Below are 24,576 nucleotides of genomic sequence, written 5' to 3' on the forward strand. Positions count from 1 at the left end.
AGGAGGAGAAGCATGAGTGATTTTGATAAGATTTACGAAGGCGCTATAGTAGCGGGTCAAGAGCCGAAAAAACTATTTCAGCAGGTTTATGATGGAGCGGTGATAGCTACCAGTTATGCTGAAATTCTTTTAAATCAAGCGATACGTCTGTATGGCGAAGATGCCGCTATTGGTTACCCTGATACGGCATACTTCCTGCCTGTTATTCGCTCCCTCAGCGGGGAAGAAGTTACGAAACTCGGACAGTTAGTGCCAATTTTAAACAGGATGCGTCACCAGGTGAGGTCCGAACTGAATTTTGAAAATGCCAGGCTTGCTGGTGAAGCTACACTTTATGCAGCTGAAATTATTGAAGCAATAAGGTATTTGCGAAAGGACTCCATGGCTGTTGAACCCTGGACAGGTTTTTTGGGGGATCCGGTGTTACGGAAGTATGGCATAAAAATGGTTGACTGGACAATTCCCGGTGTGGCGGTGATCCTGGGAAGGGCTAAAGACAGCAAAGCCGCGAAAAAGTTAGTGGATGATTTAATGGGCAAGGGTATGATGCTGTTTCTAAGCGACGAAATCATAGAGCAGCTGCTGGAGGAAAATGTAAAGCTGGGAATTGATTATATTGCATTTCCCGTAGGTAACTTTACACAGGTTGTCCATGCCGCAAATTATGCTTTGCGGGCCGGAATGGCTTTTGGAGGCATAACTCCTGGACTGCGGGAAGAGCATAGGGATTACCAGCGCCGCCGTGTTTTGGCTTTTGTATTGCACTTGGGCGAAAGAGATGAAGTTAAAACTGCAGCTGAAATGGGTTGTATTTTCTTAGGTTTTCCAGTCATCACAGATCAGGAACTGGAACCCGAGGAAACGATTAATGACTGGTACATCTCAGTTCCCGATTACGATAAAATTGTGCAAACCGCTTTAGAAGTTAGAGGAATAAAATTAACTAATATTTCTATAGATATTCCAATCAACTTTGGTCCAGCTTTTGAAGGTGAAACCATCCGCAAAAACGATATGTATATTGAAATGGGAGGTGGAAAAACACCTTCTTTCGAACTGGTGAGACGTGTTAATGAAGATGAAATCGAGGACGGTAAGATTACGGTTATAGGCAGGGAAATGGATGAAATAGCAGAGGGAGAAAAATTGAGTTTCGGATTAATGGTCGATATCTACGGCCGTAAAATGCAGGATGATTTTGAAGGCGTTCTTGAGCGCAGAATCCACGATTTTATTAACTACGGCGAAGGACTCTGGCATACTGCACAAAGAGATTTAAACTGGCTGCGGGTTAGTAAAGAGGCAGTAGCCAAAGGATTCAAATTTAAGCATTACGGCGATATTTTAATTGCCAAGATGAAACAGGAGTTTCCAGCTATAGTAGATAGGGTCCAAGTTACTATTATTAATGATCCTGCAGTGGTTGAAGAAAAAATTAAAATTGCCAGGGAACGTTATAAAGCAAGAGATGACAGAATGCGCGGCTTAACCGATGATGCTGTAGATACGTTCTATTCCTGTATTCTTTGTCAATCATTTGCTCCAAACCATGTTTGTATTGTAACTCCCGAAAGGGTAGGCCTCTGTGGTGCCGTATCCTGGTTGGACGCAAAAGCATCCTATGAAATCAATAATGCCGGTCCTAACCAGCCTATTGTCAAAGGTACCGCTTTAGACGATGTTAAAGGCATGTGGAAGAGCGTCAATGAATACCTGTACACTGCATCTAACCGTACTCTGGAAGAAGTTTACCTGTATACGCTGATGGATAAGCCTATGACTTCTTGTGGCTGCTTTGAAGCAATCATGGCTATTGTTCCGGAAGTGAACGGCATAATGATTACTACCAGAGAACACGGCGGCATGACTCCTTGTGGGATGACTTTCTCCACTCTGGCCGGTATGGTAGGCGGAGGAACTCAAACTCCCGGATTTATGGGTATAGGACGCAGTTACATTGTGAGCAAGAAGTTTATCACTGCCGACGGAGGGTTGTCCAGGATAATTTGGATGCCCAAAGAGCTAAAGGAATTCTTAGGGCAGGATTTGGTGCAGCGGGCCCTTGAAGAAGGCCTGGGAGAAGATTTTGTGGACAAAATTGCCGATGAAACTGTTGGTACCACAGTAGAAGAGATTTTGCCATTTCTTGAGGAAAAGGGACATCCGGCTTTAACGATGGAACCGCTTTTATAAATTAATTTATGAAGGGAGAGGAAAAGATTGGCACTGTCAGGTTTAGAGATTTACAAACAACTACCCAAAAAGAATTGCGGTGAATGCGGGCCTCCAACCTGTTTGGCATTCGCTATGGCTTTGGCTGGAGGCAAGGCTTCTTTGGATAGCTGCCCCTATGTTACCGAGGAAGCCAGAGCTAACCTGGAATCAGCTTCTGCTCCGCCTATTGCTAAAATAATAGTCGGAACCGGTGAAGCAGCCGTTGAGCTGGGAGACGAAACTGAACTATTCAGGCACGATAAGAAATTCTACCATGAGACAGCTGTTGCCGTTACGGTCAGTGATGCGCTGGAAGAGCAAGCATTGAGCGACAGGATTAAGGAGATTAGCAACCTTACCTTCACCCGGGTTGGATTACAATATAAAGTTCAATTGCTTGCAGTACAAAATGATTCCGGATCCCCCGAAAAATTTACGGCTGCAGTACGTCAAGCGCAGAGTGACAGTTCCTTGGCCCTTGTTTTAATAAGCAGTAATCAAAAAGCTATGGAAGCTGCCTTAGCTGTTGCCGGCAAGGAAAAGCCACTGATTTATTGTGCCACTGCAGATAATTATGAGGCCATGACTAATTTAGCCAAAGAGTATAGTTGCCCGCTGGCAGTCAGAGCGGAAAATTTGCATGATCTGGCCGGCCTGGTGGAGAAAATTACAGCTTTAGGTCATAAACATCTGGTTTTAGATCCTGGTCCCGGTGAGTTGTCCAAAGCAATTGCCGATTTTACCCAAATTCGTAGACTGGCGATTAAAAAACGGTTTAGACCATTCGGTTATCCCATCATCGCTTTTACTAGCGCAGAAGATCCAACGGAAGAGTCTTTGGAAGCAGCCGTCTACGTCAGCAAATATGCAAGTGTTGTAGTTATGAATACAATTGCTAGAAGCGCTTTTTTACCGCTACTATCCTGGAGACAAAACCTATACACTGACCCGCAAGTTCCGATTAAAGTTCAGGAGAATCTCTACGCGGTGGGCAATGTTACCGATAATTCACCTGTTTATGTTACGACCAACTTTTCCTTGGCGTATTATTCCGTGGAAGGTGAAGTAGAAGCCAGCAAGATACCCGGGTATATTTTAGCGGTAGACACCGATGGTTTATCTGTGTTAACTGCTTATGCCGATGGCAAATTTGAAGCGGAAAAGATTGCTGCTGTCTTAAAGAAACTGGGGGTAGAGGAAAAAGTTAAGCACCGTACTTTGGTAATTCCCGGTTTAGTGGCGGTCTTAAGCGGTAAGCTGGAAGAACTTAGCGGGTGGAAAGTCATGGTAGGCCCCAGAGAAGCTTCGGGAATTACTGCTTTTGCCAAAGCCCATTTTGCATAGGAGGCTGAAATGGAAATCTGTTCGGTTACTTTTCTGCCTGATAATGTGACTGTGAAAACCGAACCAGGAATTACTATTGCTGGGGCAGCCCGGTTAGCCGGCATTGAATTAAAAATGCCGTGTGGTGGCGAAGGTTCTTGCGGCAAGTGCGTTGTTAGACTTACTAAAAAGGGGACCACGGAGGAGCTTCTGGCCTGTCAAACCATAGTTTACGAAGATATCTTTGTAGAAGTTCCGCAAAATGTCAGGCTAGGCGAGCATCAGATTTTACTGGCTGAAACAGAACAAAATTTTCAAACCAAATACGACTTTGAACCTTTATGCCAAAAAGTAGCCGTCAGGCTTTCTCCGCCTTCTCTCTATGAAAACGCCAGCGATTGGACACGTTTAAGCTGCGAACTCAGTAAAGCAGTTGGAGGGAAGGAAGTTGTGCCCAGCTTGCCGGTTTTGCAAAAAATGGCTCATCTACTGAGGAAATCCGACTGGCACGTAAGTGCGCTTCTCGTGGCCCAAAATGGTTTTTATGAATTGATTGACCTTCAGCCAGGAATGGCGACAGAAACAATTTATGGTCTTGCCATTGACATCGGAACAACAACAATTGTTATTTACCTTGTTGATTTGGTCAGTGGTAAAGTATTGGGCAAAGCCGGAACTTACAATAAACAAGCAGCTTACGGGGACGATATCATTACCCGGATCATTCACTGCCAATCGCCAAAGGGTTTGAAACAATTGCACGATGCTGTAATAGACAGCATTACTGAGCTTACAGAGCAATTGTTAGCTACCTCCCAAGTTGTCGGTTCCAAGGTTTATGTTATTACAGTAGCAGGCAATACAACAATGATCCATTTGTTCTTAGGAATGGATCCAAAATTCATCCGTTTGGATCCTTACATTCCTACTGCGGCCCAATTCCCGATAGTGAAAGGAAAGGAACTTGGACTGGAAACCACACCGGAGGCCTGCGTTTATTGCTTACCGGCTGTTGGTAGTTATGTTGGCGGCGATATTGTAGCCGGGGTACTAAGTACGGGTATGAACTGGGCGGATAATCTTACGCTGTTCATTGATATCGGTACTAACGGCGAAATTGTTTTAGGCAATAAAGAATGGTTAATCAGCTGTGCTTGTTCAGCGGGACCGGCTTTTGAGGGCAGTGGTATCACCTGTGGCATGCGGGCCATGCAAGGAGCTATTGAAAGAGTTGAAATTAATCCTGTCAATTTCGAAGTGCGTTACCAGACAATAGAAGGAACTCCTCCTGCAGGGATTTGTGGTTCCGGTTTAATTGATTGTATTGCAAAACTACATCGGGTGGGCCTGATCGACAGGGCCGGTAGGTTTTGCGAACTCGATAAACCGGTGGAAAGGCTAAGAAAAACCGATGAAGGAAAGGAGTTTGTCCTTGCATGGGATTGGGAAACAGCCCTTGGAAAGGATATAACACTTACTGAAGGGGATATCCAAAACTTGATTCGGGCTAAAGGAGCAATTTTTGCTGGAATACAATGCCTTTTAAAAACTGTGCAGTTGGATTTCTCCAGCTTGGAACGGATTTACATTGCCGGTGGGTTCGGCAATTACCTAAACATTGCTGATGCCATTGAAATAGGCTTATTGCCGGATCTGCCGCATCACCTGTACCGGTTTGTGGGTAATACTTCAGTCCGGGGAGCATATTTATCTCTAATTTCACAAACGGCACTAAATGCAGCTACTGAGATTGGCAAGAAGTTGACATATTTAGAATTATCCGCAGGCAACAATTTTATGGAAGAATTCATTTCAGCTCTATTTTTGCCCCATACGAATCTAGAACTGTTTCCCAATGTAAAATCAACAACAGTAGTGAGGGGTGGCAATAGTGACTAAATATATAGCAGTGGCTGGTAAAGGCGGAACAGGTAAGACCACCTTTACTGCACTGCTCATCAAGTACTTATCGGCAAACAATAAAAAAGCAATCCTGGCTGTAGATGCAGATCCTAATGCTAATTTAAATGAAGCTTTAGGGCTGAATGTTGAATTTACCATCTCCGATATTCTTAACGAATTAAAAGATCCGAAAGCAGTTCCCGCTGGCATGACCAAAGATATATTTGTAGAATATAAGCTTTCCCAATCTATTATTGAAACGAAGGACATTGATTTACTCGTGATGGGCGGTCCGCAGGGGCCTGGTTGCTATTGTTACGCTAACGACTTACTGCGCAAACACCTTGAAACTTTAGGTAAAAATTATGAATACGTTATTGTGGACAGCGAGGCCGGCCTGGAACATATTAGTAGAAAAACCATTCCCAGAGTGGATACGTTGTTTGTAATCAGTGATTGTTCAGCCAGGGGTATTCGTTCCGCGGGCAGGGTATACCAACTGCTGAAAAGCTTAAATAATCAAGTAGGTTTAGTTCAACTTGTTGTCACCAAAGTCAATGAGGAACAGCTCAAAGAATTGGAACAGGAAATTGTACAGACTGGCTTGGCGTTAGGGGGAACAGTGCCATTCGATCCTATGGTAATAGAGTTTGATGTGCAGAGCAAGCCCTTAATATCTTTACCCGAAGCAAGCCCAGCAGTACAGGCAGTATTTCAGCTTTTACACGCCTTGGAAATATAAATGTTGGAATGGCAATATTTAGCCAGTGAAAGGAGAGTTATGATGGCGGTTGAAATTTTTAAGGAGAAAAACAGAAGCGCAGTATTGGAAGTTGTTCTAGGTGCAACCCGCGAACAAGGCGGTACGAGGACCCATACCATTACCGTCGGCGGTGATTCTGCGCTTCCTTTTTACCATTTCGAAGGGGAAATACCTAACAGACCGGTAGTTGCCATGGAAGTGCAAGATATAGTCCCTGAATGGAATAATGCTTTGATTAAACACTTTGCCGACGTGATCGACAAACCTGGTCTCTGGGCAAAAAAATGTGTGGAAGAATATGGAGCGGACCTTGTGTATTTAAAATTGGACGGAGCACATCCTGATGGCGCTAACCGTTCTGTAAGTGAGTGTGTACAAACGGTGCAAGAAGTGTTGGCCTCCGTGGGAGTACCTTTAATTGTAGTAGGCTGTGAAGAAGCTGATAAAGATAAAGAACTGATGGAAGCAGTTGCGGAGGCCGCAGCTGGAGAAAATCTGCTTTTGGGTTGTGCTGAAACAGATAATTACAAATCTTTAACGGCTGTTTGCATGGTTCATAAGCACAACATCATTGCCAGATCTCCGCTGGATATTAACATGTGTAAACAGTTGAATATCTTGATTAGTGAGATGAACTTGCCTTTGCATAAAATAGTTATCGACCCTTCTATAGGTGGTTTAGGTTATGGAATAGAATATGCTTATTCTATTCTGGAAAGAGCGCGGATAGGTGCTTTGCAAGGTGACAAAATGCTGTCCATGCCCGTAATCGCCACTGTAGGCTACGAGGCTTGGCGGACGAAAGAAGCTACCGCTTCTACCCAAGAGTTTCCCGAATGGGGTGACCAGGAGGAGAGGGGAATTCTATGGGAAGCCACCACAGCTAGCGCCCTATTGCAGGCAGGAGTGCATATTCTCTTAATGAGGCATCCGAAAGCGGTAGCTTTAGTGAAAAAGCAAATTGATCAGCTGATGGTTTCAAATAAGTATTAGAAACTTAATTAAATTGAAATTTTTTCTGGGAGAGTGGGAAAATGATTATAATAGGTGAAAGAATTAATGGGATGTTCAGCGACATCAAAAAGGCTATTTTGGAAAAAGACCCTAAACCTGTACAGATGTGGGCCAAGAAACAAGAAGAAGGCGGAGCCCGTTATCTTGACATTAACGTGGGCCCTGCCACCAGTGACAAAGTTGGAGCTATGAAATGGCTGGTGGAAGTCACACAGGAAGTTACTGATTTACCATTATGCCTGGATTCCACTAATTTTGAAGCAATTGAAGAAGGGTTAAAACTCTGTAAAAAACCGGCAATAATTAATTCAACTTCTGCGCAAAGGGAAAAAATTGAGATTGCCTTTCCTTTGGCTATTAAATATGGAGCTTCACTAATAGGACTAACCATGGACAAAAAAGGGATCCCGAAAGATGCCGATACCCGTTTGGCCTTTGCCATGGAACTGGTGGCAGCAGCTGATGAGTTTGGGCTGCCCATGGAAGATCTTTTTATTGACCCACTAATTCTCCCTTGTTCTGTTGCGCAAGACCATGCTCCCGAAGTTTTAAAAACGTTACAACAAATTAAAATGCTGGCAAACCCCGCACCAAAAACCATCATAGGATTGAGCAATGTTTCCAACAACTGTCTCGATCGTCCCCTGGTCAATAGAACATACTTGGCCATGGCAATGGCCTGCGGACTTGATGCTGCTATAGCCGATGCTAATGATGACGGCTTGATTGAAGTGGCAGCTACGGCAGAAATCTTGCTTAATCAAAAAATTTACTGTGATTCGTACGTAAAACTTTTCAGGGAAAACTAAGCATCAGCAAGTAGAGTAGACCTGATTTCCAGTTAATTCTGGGAGTCGGGTCTTTTCTTTTTTGACATAAAGGTTTAAAATTTAGTCAAAAGACAAAATATTTTGTTATCTTTAACCATAGAATTCTTTCTTGTAACTAACAATTTTTTTTTGTAAATTGTATTGTTTATTGCCGGGATAGAAAGGAGAATTTCAATAGCAAGAGAACACATAAAGTGGAGAAAATCCGTTAATTGTAAATTTTCGGAACAAAGCTGTAAGCAAAGATAAGGGCTGATAGGGAGGAAGAGGGATGGAAAACAAATTCAAAGAATCACTGTTGGATAAGAATACCCTGTCTGTAACTTGGGAACTGGTACCCGGAAGGGGAGCTAGGGAGCAGCAGCAGGAAAGCGCTCTGGCAGCTGCGGAGCAAGCAGCTCAAGGCAATAAGGTGCATGCCCTTACTATTACCGATAACCCTGGTGGCAACCCAGCCATGCTTGCGGATTATTTGGGCATGGAGATTTTAAAATTAGGTATCGAACCTTTGGTTCATTTTACCTGTAAAGATAAAAGCCGCAACCAGATGGAGAGTCAGTTATACGCCCTCGACAGAGCAGGTGTAAGAAACTTGCTGGTTATGACCGGTGATTATCCTGTTACCGGTTTTAAAGGAAGATCCAAACCGGTCTTTGATTTGGATCCCATCCATACCTTAGAGTTGATTGGTCAAATGAACGAAGGTTTGGTAGTACCAGGCCTTAAAGGGCCGATTAAGTTTCAGCCCAGTGATTTCTTTGCAGGTGCTGCTGTTTCACCATTTAAGGCAACCGAAGCGGAACAGATGATCCAGTATTTTAAATTAAAAAAGAAAGTGGATGCCGGCGCACAATTTATTGTTACCCAAGTAGGCTATGATGCTAGAAAATTTCATGAGGTACTGCAGTTTGCCAAATTAGCCGGAATTAATGTTCCCATAGTGGGCAATATTTACATTTTGCCCTATGGAGCGGCAAAAACCATGAATGCTAACAATATCCCCGGTTGCGTGGTAACAGACAAATTATTGGCAGAAATTGATAAAGAACGGACCGCTCCTGATAAAGGGCTTGAGGCACGGCTCTTGCGTGCTGCTAAAATGTATGCATTTATGAAGGGAATGGGCTTTGCCGGAGTGCATATTGGCGGTCACAACATTAAATACGAGCAAGTGGAGTTCATTATCGAGAAAGGTGAGGAATTGAGCAAAAACTGGCTGGATTTGGTCCACGAATTCGATTATCCGCAGCCTAATGGATTTTACTACTTTGAGCGGGATCCCGAAACAGGACTGAATACTGACAGACCAGTAAATAGAGAAAATCTTCCTCTGGATGCGCCTGTTCATTTTGTATACAAAATGTCCCGTTTCGTGCACAAAATGATTTTTGAACCAGGCAAAAATTTCTTTGGTCTAATGCAAAAGATCTCTAATGCTGTAGAAGGTTCATCGGTGGAAAAAGCTTTTCATGGTTTTGAGCATATTAACAAAGTAATGCTCTATGACTGCAAGGATTGCGGCGACTGCGCCTTGCCGGATTTAGCCTATGTGTGTCCCATGTCGCAATGTCCTAAAAATCAGCGAAACGGAGCCTGTGAAGGCAGCTACAATGGCTGGTGTGAAGTTTACCCCAATGAAAGAAAATGCGCTTGGGTAAAAGCCTATGCCAGATTGAAACAATACAAAGAGGAAAGTCAATTAGACGCTTATCGTGTTCCACCATGCAACTGGGATTTGTACCAAACTTCTTCTTGGATTAATTTCTATCTTGGCAAAGACCACTCCGCGGAGCGGTTGGGTATTAAGAAGCCTGAAAAGAAAAAGCAAGCGACTGAGCAAAATAAAACTTCAACTTCAGCTTAAATAATTTGGTTACCCGCCCTGTTAACTCAGGGCTTTTTTCTTATTACAAGTAGAAAAGTATATCCATCCTTAACTTATCACTTTCCGTAATGAGTTAAAGTTAACTTGGATTGCGCGAAGCTTTTAAGAGCATGCGGAAGCCGAGTTGCCCTTAATGCGCCCGCTGATTAATATCATTAATAGATGACGAACAAAAAAGCTTTCTTAGTCGAGTATTATTTAATACTTTTTTATTTGCTTTGATTAACATCGAGATACTTTTTTGTCATAAAGTTGTCCAGTATTGAATAGTTTGTAGCAAAGATACGCAAAGAGGTGATGGCTTGTGAACGCTGAAGAGAAAAAGGCGTTAGAACGGGACATACTTGAGCTGACCGACAGGTTTATTGAACAAACTATTCAACTGGGGGATCAGGAAAAAAAAGACAGCAATGAATATGAAAAAACTTTGGAAGGAGTAAGAGAACTTATTGAGAAACTGTCTTTTTATTTATCGGGGAAAGAGGAACACCTGGAAGAGCTACTGCGTCAATTGACCAGGCAAAAATTACCTGATCAGCGCGTATTAACCAGTTTCAACAACTTTTCCTGCACTCTGAACGATTTAATCGAACAGGGACTTGCATTGTACAAAAAGAACAAAATGGTGATTTTAAACCAATCTCCTTCAGATTTAACAGAAAAAATTGATATAACTCCGGAGCCCGAGCCAGAACAACAAGTTGAAGAAGAGACTGATTGCTCGGGAACAGCTGATACTGGTTCCCAGCCTTTACTAGCTGCGGACCTAGGAATTGTAGAGGAAGAAGGCAAAGACGAGCTTGAGTCTACTGTGGAGAATAGCGAAGAAACAGATACAGAAGAAACAGATACATTGGAAAAAATATTGCGTCAGATTTTCAGGGGCAAGACTCTAGTAAAAAATTATAAATTACATGGCATTGAGCTGAAGTATTATTTCCCGGATTTACAATTGGCAGTGGAAAAAATCCAAAACGCAACTCCCCATAACACTGTCTGGAAAGAGTATCATTGCTCCAGAGCGGGTATTACTTTGGTAAGAATTTCCGATGAAGAAATGAGCTACTACCGAAGGGTAAGCAGGTATTTAAAACGTGTTCTCTCACCGGTAAATACTTCTGCAGCTGCGGAATAAATATTAAATAAAAATTGTTGACTTGCAGTTCAAGGCCTGCTATAATCATTTTAAATATATAATTGTAACAACTATGCAGGAGAAAAGTAATTTGCTGAATCCTTACAGAGAGTCGGTGGTTGGTGAAAACCGGCAGGAATAAGCAAATGAAGCCACTCCTAAGTTGCAGGCTGAAAGAAGTAAGCTATGCCGGTAGTCCCGTTACGACTAAGCCATTAGGCACTAAGTTGGGTTAATACCAATTAGGGTGGTACCGCGGGTAATCTCTCGTCCCTTACAGGGTTGAGAGATTTTTTATTTTAAAAATGTCGTTAAGGAGGGTGAGTTATTTGCGGCAGGCGATTTTAAGAATACTGGAAAGAAACTCCAGACTTTCTTCCGAGGACATTGCCAAGATGCTGGATCTAAGTCCCCAGGATGTGGAACGTGAAATCAAAGCATTGGAAGAAGAAAAGATAATTTTAAGTTACGGTACATTAATCAACTGGGAAAAAGCAGGCGAGGAAGTAGTTTCGGCGTTAATCGATGTTAAAGTTACCCCTCAACGTGATGTAGGGTTCGATCAAGTTGCGGAACGAATACAGCGTTTTCCTGAAGTGCGAGCTTTATACCTGATGTCGGGCACTTACGATCTTTCCGTGCTGGTAGAAGGAAAAAACTTAAAAGAAGTCTCTCAGTTTGTTGCGGAAAAATTGGCTACTATTGAGCATGTTCAAAGCACGATGACTCATTTTGTCTTAAAAAAATATAAACAAGCTGGAATCATTTTTGAAGATTATGAAGAGGATCGGAGGCAGGTGTTTACACCATGAAACTTGAGTTTGACAAAATCATTTCTCCAGTAGTCAGGAACATCCCCCCGTCAGGAATACGCAGGTTTTTTGACCTAGTAGCCAACACGAAAGGGGTTATTTCCCTGGGAGTTGGGGAGCCGGATTTTGTGACACCCTGGCATATAAGGGAGGCGTGCGTTTACTCTTTGGAACAAGGTTATACCATGTATACTTCCAATTATGGAATGCCGGAACTTCGCCGCGAAATAGCCAACTATCTGAATAGGCAATATGAAGTTGAATACAATCCGGAAAATGAAATTATTGTTACGATTGGCGCAAGTGAGGCCGTGGATATTGCTTTACGCACTATTGTCACACCAGGCGATGAAGTTTTAATACCTGAACCCTGTTATGTTTCATACAAACCCTGTGCCGTTTTGGCCGGAGGTACTCCTGTTACCATTAAGACTAATGCCAGCAACGGCTTTAAGTTAACTGCCCAACAATTGGAAGCCCAAATCACCCCTAAATCAAAGGTATTGATTTTATGTTACCCCAATAACCCGACGGGTGCCATTATGACTAAAGAAGAATTGTTGGCAATAGCAAAAGTCGTAGAAAAGCACAACTTGATTGTAATTGCTGATGAGATTTACAGCGAATTAACTTATCAAGGAAAGCATACCAGCTTTGCTGCGTTACCCGGGATGCGCGATCGGACTATTCTTCTGAACGGTTTTTCGAAGGCATTTGCTATGACCGGTTGGCGCGTTGGGTATGTCTGCGCTCACCAGGAATTAATCAGCGCCATGGTTAAGATCCACCAATATACCATCTTATGTGCTCCTGTGATGGCACAAAAAGCTGCAATTGAAGCATTGCGCAACGGTCGGGTTCAGGTGGAGCACATGGTTAGCCAGTATAATTACAGACGCCGTTTAATTGTTTCCAGGCTAAATGAAATAGGATTGGATTGTTTCGAGCCAAAAGGCGCTTTTTACGTCTTCCCCTCAGTGGCTATAACCGGAATGTCGTCGGAGGAATTTGCTGAGAACCTCCTTAAAGAAGAAAAGGTTGCTGTTGTGCCCGGTACCGCATTTGGTGAAAGCGGAGCAGGCCACATCAGAATATCCTATGCGGCATCTATCCAGCAAATAACAGAGGCTTTGAACCGCATGGAAAGCTTTGTGCAGAGGCACAGCAAAAAAATAGCGGTCAACAGCTTTTAAGTGTATTACTGGCAAAGTGTGTGCTTAAACTCTATAAGTTTCAGGAGGAAGTACTGCTCATGGCTAATTTGAAATTTTACGGTGCAAGCAGAATGGTCACCGGTTCTTGTTATTTGCTTGAAGCGGGCGGTTTAAAAATATTAATCGACTGCGGCATGTTTCAAGGCTCCAAAAGCCTCAAAGAACGAAATTATGGGGATTTCCCTTTTTCCCCTGCAAGTATTGATTACCTTATCTTAACACATGCTCATATAGATCATAGCGGCCTGATCCCTAAACTTTGTAAAAATGGTTTTCAAGGCCAGGTTATTACTACCAAAGCTACTGCGGAACTGGCTTCTGTTATGCTGCCCGACAGCGGCTATATTCAAGAAATGGAAGTAGAACGAAAAAACCGCAAGTATGCCCGGGCGGGAAAGCCGTTGATTAAACCTATTTATACGGCTGAAGATGCCCGGGAGTGCCTAAAGTTTTTTAAAACTGTCGAATATAATCAGCAGTTGAGCCTATCCCCGGAAATAACCTTACGCTTTCAGGACGCAGGTCACATTTTGGGGTCCGCCATGGCTGAAATCTGGGTAAAAGAGCATAATAATGAATTTAAGATTGTCTTTTCAGGCGACATAGGCAATTATAACCAGCCAATAATCAGAGATCCGGCAACTATCTTGGAAGCGGACTATGTTGTCATGGAATCGACCTATGGCAATAGGCTGCATGAGCACAACGAAGACAAATTAGACATGCTGACCGGCATAATCAAGGAGACTTTCTCCAGAGGCGGTAACCTGATCATCCCTGCTTTTGCAATTGAAAGAACGCAGGACCTGCTTTACGATTTAAATATTCTTTTACAACGGGGCGCCATATCCCCTCAAGAGATTTATATTGATAGCCCGTTAGCTATTGCGGCAACTGAAATCTTTTGCCGAAACACCGCCTACTATGATGAAGATACAATACGCCTGCAGGAAGCAAAAGGGGACTGTCCTTTATATTTTCCGGGGTTGCATTATACCATGACAACCGAGGAGTCGATAGCCTTAAATAAAATTAAAGGCGGGGCAATTATTATTTCTGCCAGTGGAATGTGTGATGCGGGGAGAATTAAGCACCATCTTAAACATAACCTGTGGCGTCCTGAATCGACTATTTTATTTGTAGGCTATCAAGCCCAGGGCACATTAGGTAGAAGGATCCTGGACGGGGAAAAGAAGGTTACCATTCACGGGGAAGAAATTGCAGTGAAAGCACAAATCAGGAAAATTGACGGTTACTCGGCCCATGCAGACCAGAGCGGTTTGTTAAGATGGGCTACCGCTTTTAAAACTGTACCTAAACGCTATTTCATAACCCATGGCGAAGAAGATGCTTCGCTGACCTTTGCCAAGCTCCTGAACGAACGAATCGGGTCGGCAAGAACCGTGATCCCGTCTTTGTTCGATGAGTATGTCCTTGGTGATGAAACGGTAACTGTGAAAGTTGAAAGTCCTTATCAAACGGCTGAAGAAATTCGGCACAAACTAAATAATTTAATTGAACAGGAACTGCAACAAAATAATATTGAACAATTACAGCGATTATTGTGTAACTTAAACAAAATAATAGAAGATTACCAACAGGTATATAACAAAGAATGACCCGAGTACAGGGTCATTCTTTTGGTTTTCTTTACAAGGCCACCTTTAAAAATTGTTCCTCCCGATGATATAATTGTAATAAGCTTAAAACTAGCTGTTAAGCTATTCTGTTTTGCAGTGCATCTGGAAGGGCTAAACCATACGGATAATTTAGTAGGAGAGAGGACAATTGACACAAAAAATTGCTAGTTTTACATCTGCATATGCAGCCGATTTATTTATCGAAGGCAGTGTATCCGTACCATTTATGCTGTTGCGCTGCTATGCTCAACTTGGCATTAACGAAACTGAGTTAGTGCTGTTAATACATATTCTTGCCCAAAGGCAGTTGCGAAATGATCCGTTTCCTCTTCCGGAAGAATTAGCTAAGTTCATGGCGGTAGATGTTTTAACAATAAAAAGCAACATCGCAAGCCTGATTGAAAAGCGATTGCTGAATGTAGAAAGAAAATTCAATAACAGCTCAGGGGAATGGATAAACTTTTTTTCCTTGGATTTACTTTTTGATAAATTGGCTGAAATCTGGGCTTTTGAAAAAGCCAAACAGCGCGAAGAAAACAGCAGCAAAAAAAATATTAACACTTCCAGCGAAATTTTAGGCCAACTGTACCAGGCCTTTGAAAAAGAATTTGGCAGGCTGCTTTCCCCTATGGAGAGCAGCCAATTAATTGAATGGTGTGAAGGGGATGGATATTCGCCTGACCTGATATTTGAGGCTTTAAAAAGGGCGGTATTGCGTGGAATTTTAAATTTTAAATATATTGATTCCATACTGCGTGATTGGGCTCGTAACCAAATAACCACTGTAAAACAAGCAATTGCTTACGAAGAACGTTTCCAAAAAACAAAGTTCGCTGAACCTGCGAACAAAACTAAGCAGGAAAGTGGAGTTAAAGCAAAAGCGCAAAAAGATAAATACAAGGATTTTTATTTAAGCTAGGGGTGGGCTTATGCGACTGTTACTAGAGCAAAAGCTAAAGGAACTCAGTGTTTTGGCAAAAAAACAGCAAAAGAACGTCCAAGAAATTTATGCTTGTGAAATATGCCAGGATCGCGGTATTTACTTTATTAACGGCGAAGCAGTGAAATGCAGCTGTATGAAGCAAAAAGCCATTAATAACAGGTTTAAACACGCAGATCTAGGTAAACAAATTCAACAATTTACTTTTGATAAATTTAATTTAAAATACTACCCCCATATTCAACCGCCCGATGCAGAAACCCAATTAACGTACCATCAAATTGCACAGCGTACATTAAAAGCTTCAAAAACATTTGTAGCCGACGTTTTAAACAATAAGCCCACCAAAGGTATATTGTTTTGTGGACCTGTGGGGAGTGGGAAAACTTTTTTAGCAGCAAGCATTGCTAATGCTTTAATAACTCACGGTAAAGAAGTGCTCTTTGCCGTAGTGCCGGATTTATTAGATGAGATTCGTTCCGCTTACTTTCAGCAACCTGAACAGGGAAACAATGAGTTGTTGCTAACTGACGCAGCACGTAAAGCGGAGATTTTAATTTTAGATGATTTAGGCGCTCACAATTATACCGAATGGACTATAAACAAGTTATACTCCATTATCAATTATCGAGTTAACAACGGCCTACCTTTAGTTGTTACTACTAACCTTGAATTAGCCGAGCTTGAGGAAAAACTAGGCTTACGCATTACTTCAAGACTTTTGCAGTTATGCCAAGTGTATAGGCTATTAGTTGAAAATAATATCCGTTACCAAATGTATGCAGAGCAAGTAACCCGTAAATCATGTTGATTTGTCAAAAAGCACCTCGTACTCTTTCGATTCATATAATAACAAAAAGAGTTAAGCGAGGTGTTGAGATGGCTTTTAAAGTCGGTATTGATCCCGGACACGGTGGGAAAGACAGCGGGGCCGTAGGAAAAATTCTTAACGTGTTTGAAAAAGACATTACTTTAAAAGTTGCGCAACTGCTAAATAATATCCTGGTAGATAATGGCTTTACAACATTTCTAAGTAGGAAGGAAGATGTGTATTTATCGCTTCGTGAACGGGCGGATTTTTTCAATAAAGCCAGAGTGGATCTCATTATCAGCATTCATGTTAATAGTTCGGCAAGCCCGGAACCTAATTATATCAGTACCCATATCCTGTCCAGTGGAGGAAGTGCGGAAAAATTTGCTATTGCTATTCAAAAGGAATTAGTGGCAACAATGAAATGGCCTGACGGGGGAGTCAGGGAAAACAATTTTTATATCTTACGGGAAACTGAGGCTCCGGCGGTATTAGTGGAACTTGGTTTCATATCCAACGAGGAGCAGGAAAAGGCGCTGCTCAATGAGGAAATTAAACTTATGTTAGCTTCCGCTTTAGCTCGCGGAATAGCTGCCGCTTTCCACCAGACCGTGGTAACTGAACCAACTGCTGAAGCGGGGGATTTTCAGGATATTAAAGGACACTGGGCAGAACAAGCAATTAGGCGTGTTGTTGCAGCAAAATTAATGAGTGGTTACGGCGATAAAACGTTCCGTCCGGAACAAAACCTGACCAGAGCTGAATTTGCCGTAGTATTGGTGAAACTTCTTGATAGATTAAGTTAAGGTAGTATTTTACTGCCTTTTTTATTTCACATTTTTATTCCAGAGCATTTCCAATGCCAGCAAAAATGGTTGACAATATGCAGGATCTTCCGTAAAATAATACTGAGAAAACTTCTCAACTACTTAGGCTAGTTAAAACAATGTTTTATAAATGTAGTAGGCGGTATTGATGAAAATATTTATCATTTACTGGAGGTGCTAGCTTGAAACTGGACCAAGTTAAAAAAGGTCAAATGCTGAAAATCATCTTAATGCCAGATGAAAAAATCCGTTCGCAAGCAATTAGGTTTGGCATAGCGGAAGGAGAAATTGTTACTTGTTTTGAAGTAATTCCATCGGGACCGATTATTTTACAAAAAAACCGCCAAGAGATTGCTATTGGTAGAAGATTAGCTGCACAAATCGAGGTTGAGCCTATTCCTGCTAGAAGCTTTAACCCCTTTAGGAGGTGGACAGCCAATGCATTGTCACGATCTAAGCAAACATCTTAATATCCCCAAAGGGGCTAAAAAAATTGTTTTAGTAGGCAACCCGAACGTGGGCAAATCTGTCTTTTTTAATGCTCTGACCGGTTTGTATGTGGATGTTTCCAATTATCCAGGCACTACCTTAGAAATAACTCATGCTCCTTTCGGTAAGGATGTAATAATAGATACTCCGGGAGTTTATGGGGTATCCTCTTTTAACGATGAAGAAAAGGTGGCCCGAGATGTAATCTTATCAGCTGATATTGTTGTTAATATTATAGACTCGGTACATCTTGAACGGGACCTTTTTCTGACGCAGCAAGTAATTGATATGGGCATTCCAGTGGTAGTGGCTTTGAATATGATGGATGAAGCTCGAAAAAAAGGCATTGAAATTGATGTAGATTTGCTTAGCGACCTCCTGGGGGTAGAGGTGATTCCAACAATTGCGGTTTCTAAAAAAGGCATTGATGAGTTGAAAGCTGCCATTTATAAAGCCAGAAAAGGAATTATTAACCCCCAATTACAAAATCAATTGAATCAACTCCTGGACCGTGTGGGCCATCAAGGTGATGCCCTGCTCATTTTAGAAGGAGATCCTCATGTGGCGGAAAAACATGGGTTACCCACCGGCAATTTACGAGAAGAGATTTATTTGGCGAGACGGGAAAGGGTTAATGATATTGTCAACCACGTAACCCGAGAGGTTATTGAGGGTAGCTCTTTTAGTACGCGTTTAGGGCGAATGATGCTTCAACCCTTGACAGGCATACCTATTTTAGCGGTGATCTTATGGGTTACTTATCAGATTGTAGGCGTGTTTATTGCTCAAACAATAGTGGGAATCACCGAAGAAACAATCATGCAGGGCATGTATGAGCCGTTCGTACGCAGTTTTGTCGGTTCCTTAGTAAGTCCTGATTCTGCTCTGGGGACAATCTTAATAGGTGAGTTTGGAATACTTACTATGACAGTTACCTATATTTTAGGCTTATTATTGCCCCTGGTTGTAGGCTTTTACTTTGTACTTTCTGCCATGGAGGATTCAGGTTATTTACCACGGCTAGCTGCCTTAGTAGATCGCGTGTTAATGTCAATTGGTCTTAATGGGCGAGGCGTTATACCTCTAATTCTGGGTTTTGGTTGCGTGACTATGGCTACCATTACAACCAGACTCCTGGGCTCGGAACGGGAGAGGAAAATTGCAACCTTTTTATTGGCCTTGGCTATACCTTGTTCTGCTCAAATGGCGGTAATCGCTGCTATGTTAGCAGGCTTGGGAGCAAAATATGTAGCTCTTTACACGGTTACCATTTTTCTGGTCTTAGTAATAGTTGGTTCCGGTTTAAATAAGTTTATGCCTGGTTCATCGTCAGATCTTTTTATTGATTTGCCTCCTTTAAGATTACCAAGATTAGAGAATGTACTGAAAAAAACAACTACAAAATCTTTTATGTTTTTACAGGAAGCAACTCCGCTATTTGTCCTTGGTGCTTTAATTATTGGAGTTATGCAGGTTACAGGCATTTTAGGGTTCCTTCAAGAGCTGTTAGCGCCTGTAACTGTGGGCTGGTTACAGTTACCCAAAGAAGCGGCCAATGCATTTATTATGGGTTTTGTAAGAAGGGATTTTGGTGCAGCCGGTTTGTATGATCTAGCGCTCTCTCCAATGCAAAAAGTTGTCGCTTTGGTGACTATTACAATTTTTGTTCCCTGTATTGCCTCTGCCATGGTAATATTCAAAGAAAGGGGAAGAAAAGAAACATTAATAATCTGGCCCAGTATACTAGTTCTGGCGTTTTTAATAGGAGGCCTTTTATCCCAATTGGTTTTATAGGAGGGTTGATTTTATGGCAGGATCGCCTATCATCTGTCCGCAGTGCGGTCACAGAATAGAACGGGCCGAATTGCTGCGCTGCCCCCGCTGTAACAAGTCGTTATTGGTTTTCACTTCTTGCAGCGGTTGTACAAAATGCAGCAGTTCCACTAAGTGTTCAAAATAAACCCCGGTGTGAGCCAGGTTTTGCTTTTTTAATAATTATTATTGCTTAATATTTTAGATAAGAGTATAATTGCTGTGGTAAAAATTACAGGTAGCAATTATTACATTATTACAAGGAGGAGTCCCAATGAGTGACAAAAATCTTATGCAAGTGCCAGTTGGAATTTCCAACCGACACGTTCATCTTTCACAGGATGACCTGGAAAAGCTGTTTGGAAAGGATTACCGCTTAAATCCTATTAAAGATTTAACCCAACCCGGACAGTATGCGGCAAAAGAGCTGGTAACCCTTGTGGGTACTAAAGGAATCATTGAAGGTGTGCGGGTATTAGGTCCGGTTCGTTCGCAAACTCAAGTTGAGGTATCGCGTACCGACTGTTTTAAATTGGGAATTAATGCTCCCGTTAGGGAATCTGGAGTTCTTAGCGGTTCTCCGGGGTGTGTACTGGTTGGCCCGGTCGGAATGGTAGCTTTAGAACAAGGTGTAATTATAGCCGCGCGTCATATTCATATGCCCGTTGAACTGGCGAAAACATGGAAACTAAACGATAAGGATTTGGTTGATGTTTTGGTAAAAGGTGATAGGGAATTATGTTTTCGGAATGTGATTGTCAGGGTCAGTTCCAATTTTGAACTGGAATTTCATGTGGATACAGATGAGGCTAACGCTGCCCTGTTAAAAAACGGGGATATGGTAACTGTTCTTGGCAAAAGCGCCAGCTGCTCTGACTAAGGTTTTCTGCTTAGTTTACTTTATATTAATAATAAAACCCCATAGGTAAGTCCTGTGGGGTTTGGCGCGCCCGGCAGGAATCGAACCTGCGACCTCCGGACTCGGATTCCGTCACTCTATCCCCTGAGCTACGGGCGCAAGCTACAACAAGAATTATACTAAACTACGGGGAAAATGTCAAAAAAAAATTTAACATTTCTAAAAAACGTTTAGAAAACGTTTCTAAAAAATCTACGTTAAGTAATCCCTTTTCCAGTAAATCTTATTGCATATTTGGCCCAAGTTTGTTATGCTTAAGTTAAGAATAATGTATACAAAATACCCACTCATAAGGGGGAAAACAATGCGTTACTTGCTAACCTGGAGCGAAGGGGAGGAAGTAGAGTACCGGCTTGTTGACGATCTAAACTCCATTAAACGTTCTTACGAAGAAAAATACTGGATATTAACACCGTTAGATTGAAATCTTTCCGGCTTAAGGCCGGGTTTTTTTATCATCCAGGCAGTTATACTCAAATAAATATCGTGGTAAATTTCCTGGACGTGGGGATTGTTAAGGGTGTGTTCCACCTTTTGTTATTAAAGAGGGTCACAGAGCATCGTCCCAGGGAACCATTGGTTACCTGGGAAAGAACAAAAATATTACCTATAAATGTCAAACGGCATCAGAAGCTTTTGTTTTTATTTTCATAAAATATGCTTGCCCAGGTGATCCAGGTAAGGTATTATCTTAGGTAAGAACGCTTGGCTAAAGGGAAAGGTTTTATTTAATGAGGTGCTCTTAATGCGCGAACCATACAACTTGGGAGTAACCTTGCGCAAAGTTGCTCAAGCTCTTGCTGACAAACAACCGGAGAAAATTGCCCAAATAACTAAAACAGTCTGGATTGAGCAGGAAGCTAGTTTTAGCATGCCTTTTTTAGGCTCAGAGGTTGTTATTAATTCCTCAACTTGGGATGTAATGACAGCCAATGGGCAACAATGCGACCCCATGACCCGGATTTTAACTTTACATTATTTAAACACAGCTTTCCATGTTCCTTTGACTGGACGGTTAGTGTCTTTCAAAGAATTGCCAGGAGCTTATATCTATTATGAACCTTTTAGCAAAAGGGCTATTAAGCCACTGGTCCAGAGCTTTGGGAATGTTCCAGGCAGTTTAACTTCTGCTGCTAAAATGTTTAAGGGCATACCTGCAGCGTTTAAAGATGAAAGTGTCGTTTTGTATTCATTTCCTATGGTTCCAATTACTTTAGTAATTCATTGGGGAGATGAAGAATTTCTACCAGCAGGCAATATCTTATTTGATGCTTCGGTAAGTAACTATTTAACTGTTGAGGATTGTGCCGTACTTGCCGGTTTGGTAGTGCGCAACTTAGTTAAAAGAAGGGCTTAAGACTTGAGAGGTTATTCGCATGGCTGAAGAACAAAACCCTGTACGGAAAGCACCCCCCGAAGAGGAACTTGATCAAAAGATTCAGGCATATCAGCAGGAATTGGACAGATTAAAACAGAAGCGAAATTTTCCTTACGTGTATATTGTAGTTGCTTTCCCGGTTACAATTATCTTCCTACTTTTAACCATTATCTCCGAAGGCTTAATTGATTTTACAACCGGGATTTCCGGCTCTTTATTTTTTTCTCTTTTGATTACATGTTCTTATTTGGTGCTATTTCAGCCCAACAAAGAAGAAGTAGAAAAAGAGCTGCAAAAAAAGATTAAGAACCTTTACCGGGAAAAAGCAAAGCTTGAGGCAGGTATCAAAGGCGAAAGAGATGTTGCCTATGCATTAAGCTGGTTGCCCAAGGAATTCATTACTTTTAATAATATTTTACTTCCAAGTCAAGATTACGAAACGCAGCAATTTGATCATCTGGTAATAGGCCCTACTGGAATCTTTCACATAGAAACGAAAAGCATTAACGGAGTTGTATTGATTAATGAAAACCAAGAATGGTGTTTGATTCGCCCAATCCAAAACAGAATGATCAAGGAAGGCATGGAAAACCCCATGGGCCAGCTGCAAAGACATGAAGCTGTGCTTAAGGAATTTATGAAACTTAATTTTCCGGAATTTGCAGTCAGCATTCAAGGCATTATTGCTCTCTCCAATCCGCAAACACTTATTGAAGGTGAATGCCGGGATTTTCCTGTTTTAAAGAAAGAACGGCTTGTGGATTATATAAAAAATTATCCGGCAGAAAAGACAATACCTAAGAGCTTGGTAAAAAAAATAGCTTTGTCTATTGCCTGCGTTAGCTGCGAATGATTTTCCCCACTAGCCCCAACTTACTACTGGTTTGTAACCAGTTTTTTATTTACGAATTGGAAATACTCCACGAAACGGAGGTAGGTCAATGAAGCTCATTACTTACCAGACAATAGTGGCGGAAGTTAAAAAGCTATGCATCGAGGCCAACTATTTCCTGGGCGATGATGTAAAAACTGCTCTCAAAACAGCCTGGCATAATGAAATTTCTCCTCTGGGAAAAGAAATTTTATCCGCACTATATCGAAACTCCTTAATCGCTTCGGAAGAACAAGTGCCGATTTGCCAGGATACTGGTACGGCAGTAGTCTTTTTGGAGATTGGTCAAGATGTCAGGATAGAAGGAGGATATATTTACGACGCTGTTAACGAGGGAGTAAGACAAGGATACACTGAAGGGTATTTACGAAAATCAATGGTTAACCATCCTTTATGCAGAAGAAACACCGGCGATAATACGCCAGCAATTATCCATGCGGAAATTGTTCCAGGTAACCAACTGGCAATTACAGTGGCACCCAAAGGCGGAGGAAGTGAAAATATGTCAGCATTGGCAATGCTAACGCCTTCTGCCGGTTGGACTGGCGTTAAACAATTTGTTATAGAGACGGTGCGAAAAGCGGGCGCAAATCCCTGTCCACCCCTGATTGTAGGTGTAGGCATTGGCGGCAATTTTGAGAAAGCCGCACTGCTGGCCAAAAAATCCTTATTGCGGGAAGTAGGCAGCCCTAATCGGGATGCTGAGCTGGCCGAACTGGAGAAAGAATTAATCAAGGAAATAAACAATTTGGGAATTGGCCCTCAAGGTTTTGGCGGCAGTGTAACTGCACTGGCGGTTCATATCGAACTTTATCCATGTCACATAGCCAGCCTTCCCGTTGCCGTCAACCTAAACTGTCATGTTGCCCGTCATAAATCTGTTATTTTATAGGCGGTGATCATTTTGGACAATAAAAGAATCAACCCTCCTCTTTCCGAAGAAGAAGTAACTGCGTTACGGGCCGGAGATAAGGTTCTGATCTCAGGAGTTGTTTACACTGCGCGGGATGCGGCTCATCAGCGGCTTGTGCATTTGCTGGAACAAGGCCAGAAGCTCCCCATTGAGCTTTCTGGTCAAATCATTTATTACGTTGGACCGGCCCCTGCTAAACCTGGACAGATAATTGGTTCCGCAGGGCCTACCACTAGCAGCAGAATGGACCCTTTTACCCCGCAGCTTTTAAAAGCGGGCCTCAAGGGCATGATCGGCAAGGGGCTTCGTTCAGCGGAAGTTCGCCAGGCTATAAAGGATTATAAGGCAGTCTACATGGCTGCACTTGGTGGTGCCGCAGCTTTAATGGCGAAATGTATCACTAAAGTTGAGGTAGTTGCGTACCAGGATCTCGGCACTGAAGCAATTCATCGCTTGGAAGTGGTAAATTTACCTGTTATTGTGGTTAATGATTGTCTGGGCAATGATCTTTACGAGCAAGGGTTTCTCAAATACCGTTTAACCCCTTTACATTGAAACCCGTAATTTTGTCGAAGTTTTTGGAGGTAATATTTTGGATACTAGCGAAGAATTTTGTCTTTTTACTTTTGTGTCAACTCATCATGCTATTCAGGCTGAAAAAGTTTTAAGTGAAAACTTGGATATAAAACTCATTCCTGTCCCACGGCAGATTTCAGTGAGCTGCGGCTTGGCCATAAAGTTTGCATGCGAACTAAAAAAAACTGTGGAACAGATTTTAGCTAAGCATGATATTCCTACCAGCAAATATTTTCGCTGTTTAAAGGAGCATGGTACGTTAAAAATAATTGAGAGCAACCGGTGAG

Annotated in this window: 22 protein-coding genes, 1 tRNA gene and 1 other annotated feature; of the genes, 22 read left to right on the forward strand and 1 reads right to left on the reverse strand. The window is 42.1% G+C overall.

Annotated features, from left to right (window positions below):
• Positions 1-12: 12 nt before the first annotated feature.
• The 17 genes from acsB (at position 13) to EYS13_RS04310 (ending at position 20,491) form a co-directional block, all read left to right on the forward strand.
• Positions 13-2,193, forward strand: a complete 2,181-nt coding sequence (acsB, locus tag EYS13_RS04230; RefSeq protein WP_227766234.1) for an acetyl-CoA decarbonylase/synthase complex subunit alpha/beta — start codon at positions 13-15, stop codon at positions 2,191-2,193.
• Between the two features lie 27 nt (positions 2,194-2,220).
• Positions 2,221-3,558, forward strand: coding sequence for an acetyl-CoA decarbonylase/synthase complex subunit gamma (gene acsC / locus EYS13_RS04235; RefSeq protein ID WP_227766236.1), 1,338 nt, complete (start codon positions 2,221-2,223; stop codon positions 3,556-3,558).
• 9 nt (positions 3,559-3,567) lie between these two features.
• On the forward strand, positions 3,568-5,436 hold the full coding sequence (locus tag EYS13_RS04240; RefSeq protein WP_227766238.1) for an ASKHA domain-containing protein: 1,869 nt from the start codon (positions 3,568-3,570) through the stop codon (positions 5,434-5,436).
• On the forward strand, positions 5,429-6,181 hold the full coding sequence (locus EYS13_RS04245) for an ATP-binding protein (RefSeq protein ID WP_227766239.1): 753 nt from the start codon (positions 5,429-5,431) through the stop codon (positions 6,179-6,181). The genes EYS13_RS04240 and EYS13_RS04245 overlap by 8 nt, the downstream gene beginning before the upstream one ends.
• 42 nt (positions 6,182-6,223) lie before the next feature.
• Positions 6,224-7,195 carry a CO dehydrogenase/acetyl-CoA synthase subunit delta gene (gene cdhD / locus EYS13_RS04250; RefSeq protein ID WP_227766241.1) on the forward strand — a complete coding sequence of 324 codons (972 nt, stop codon included), beginning with the start codon at positions 6,224-6,226 and terminating at the stop codon, positions 7,193-7,195.
• Positions 7,196-7,236: 41 nt separating this feature from the next.
• Entirely contained in the window at positions 7,237-8,025 is a 789-nt protein-coding gene (locus EYS13_RS04255) for a methyltetrahydrofolate cobalamin methyltransferase (protein WP_227766243.1), read from the forward strand.
• Positions 8,026-8,317: 292 nt separating this feature from the next.
• Positions 8,318-9,910 (forward strand): methylenetetrahydrofolate reductase C-terminal domain-containing protein, encoded by a 1,593-nt coding sequence (locus tag EYS13_RS04260; RefSeq protein ID WP_227766245.1) that lies wholly within the window; start codon positions 8,318-8,320, stop codon positions 9,908-9,910.
• A gap of 325 nt (positions 9,911-10,235) precedes the next feature.
• Complete coding sequence (locus tag EYS13_RS04265; protein WP_227766247.1) at positions 10,236-11,066, forward strand: hypothetical protein; 831 nt, start codon at positions 10,236-10,238, stop codon at positions 11,064-11,066.
• Between the two features lie 64 nt (positions 11,067-11,130).
• Positions 11,131-11,344 (forward strand) — a binding site (T-box leader).
• A gap of 27 nt (positions 11,345-11,371) precedes the next feature.
• Entirely contained in the window at positions 11,372-11,878 is a 507-nt protein-coding gene (locus tag EYS13_RS04270; RefSeq protein WP_423055301.1) for an Lrp/AsnC family transcriptional regulator, read from the forward strand.
• Positions 11,875-13,071, forward strand: a complete 1,197-nt coding sequence (locus EYS13_RS04275) for an aminotransferase class I/II-fold pyridoxal phosphate-dependent enzyme (RefSeq protein ID WP_227766248.1) — start codon at positions 11,875-11,877, stop codon at positions 13,069-13,071. Before EYS13_RS04270 ends, EYS13_RS04275 begins: the two co-directional genes overlap by 4 nt.
• 59 nt (positions 13,072-13,130) lie before the next feature.
• Positions 13,131-14,711 carry an MBL fold metallo-hydrolase RNA specificity domain-containing protein gene (locus EYS13_RS04280; RefSeq protein WP_227766250.1) on the forward strand — a complete coding sequence of 527 codons (1,581 nt, stop codon included), beginning with the start codon at positions 13,131-13,133 and terminating at the stop codon, positions 14,709-14,711.
• A gap of 169 nt (positions 14,712-14,880) precedes the next feature.
• Positions 14,881-15,651: a DnaD domain protein gene (locus tag EYS13_RS04285; RefSeq protein WP_227766252.1), complete on the forward strand. Its 771-nt coding sequence runs from the start codon at positions 14,881-14,883 to the stop codon at positions 15,649-15,651.
• 10 nt (positions 15,652-15,661) lie between these two features.
• Positions 15,662-16,483 (forward strand): ATP-binding protein, encoded by an 822-nt coding sequence (locus EYS13_RS04290; protein WP_227766254.1) that lies wholly within the window; start codon positions 15,662-15,664, stop codon positions 16,481-16,483.
• 68 nt (positions 16,484-16,551) lie between these two features.
• On the forward strand, positions 16,552-17,289 hold the full coding sequence (locus tag EYS13_RS04295; RefSeq protein ID WP_227766255.1) for an N-acetylmuramoyl-L-alanine amidase: 738 nt from the start codon (positions 16,552-16,554) through the stop codon (positions 17,287-17,289).
• 203 nt (positions 17,290-17,492) lie between these two features.
• A complete protein-coding gene (locus tag EYS13_RS04300) occupies positions 17,493-17,780 on the forward strand; it encodes a FeoA family protein (RefSeq protein ID WP_227766257.1) in 288 nt (95 codons plus the stop codon).
• Complete coding sequence (feoB, locus tag EYS13_RS04305) at positions 17,749-19,593, forward strand: ferrous iron transport protein B (RefSeq protein ID WP_227766260.1); 1,845 nt, start codon at positions 17,749-17,751, stop codon at positions 19,591-19,593. Before EYS13_RS04300 ends, feoB begins: the two co-directional genes overlap by 32 nt.
• Before the next feature lie 292 nt (positions 19,594-19,885).
• Positions 19,886-20,491, forward strand: coding sequence for a phosphate propanoyltransferase (locus tag EYS13_RS04310; RefSeq protein ID WP_227766262.1), 606 nt, complete (start codon positions 19,886-19,888; stop codon positions 20,489-20,491).
• Between the two features lie 62 nt (positions 20,492-20,553).
• Here EYS13_RS04310 and EYS13_RS04315 read toward each other — a convergent pair.
• A tRNA-Arg gene (locus EYS13_RS04315) sits at positions 20,554-20,629 on the reverse strand.
• A gap of 646 nt (positions 20,630-21,275) precedes the next feature.
• Here EYS13_RS04315 and EYS13_RS04320 point away from each other — a divergent pair.
• The 5 genes from EYS13_RS04320 to EYS13_RS04340 all read left to right on the forward strand — a co-directional run bounded on the left by EYS13_RS04320 (position 21,276) and on the right by EYS13_RS04340 (position 24,575).
• Complete coding sequence (locus EYS13_RS04320; protein WP_227766264.1) at positions 21,276-21,887, forward strand: DUF3786 domain-containing protein; 612 nt, start codon at positions 21,276-21,278, stop codon at positions 21,885-21,887.
• Between the two features lie 19 nt (positions 21,888-21,906).
• Positions 21,907-22,761 (forward strand): nuclease-related domain-containing protein, encoded by an 855-nt coding sequence (locus EYS13_RS04325; protein WP_227766267.1) that lies wholly within the window; start codon positions 21,907-21,909, stop codon positions 22,759-22,761.
• An 88-nt stretch (positions 22,762-22,849) separates the two neighbouring features.
• Complete coding sequence (locus tag EYS13_RS04330) at positions 22,850-23,692, forward strand: fumarate hydratase (protein WP_227766269.1); 843 nt, start codon at positions 22,850-22,852, stop codon at positions 23,690-23,692.
• Between the two features lie 12 nt (positions 23,693-23,704).
• The gene (locus tag EYS13_RS04335; RefSeq protein WP_277998252.1) at positions 23,705-24,268 is read left to right on the forward strand and encodes a Fe-S-containing hydro-lyase; all 564 of its coding nucleotides are present in this window, start codon (positions 23,705-23,707) and stop codon (positions 24,266-24,268) included.
• Positions 24,269-24,305: 37 nt separating this feature from the next.
• Complete coding sequence (locus EYS13_RS04340) at positions 24,306-24,575, forward strand: putative Se/S carrier protein (RefSeq protein WP_227766271.1); 270 nt, start codon at positions 24,306-24,308, stop codon at positions 24,573-24,575.
• Position 24,576: the final 1 nt, after the last annotated feature.

The sequence above is a fragment of the Zhaonella formicivorans genome (assembly GCF_004353525.1).
GTDB classification, from domain to species: Bacteria; Bacillota; DUOV01; order DUOV01; family Zhaonellaceae; genus Zhaonella; species Zhaonella formicivorans.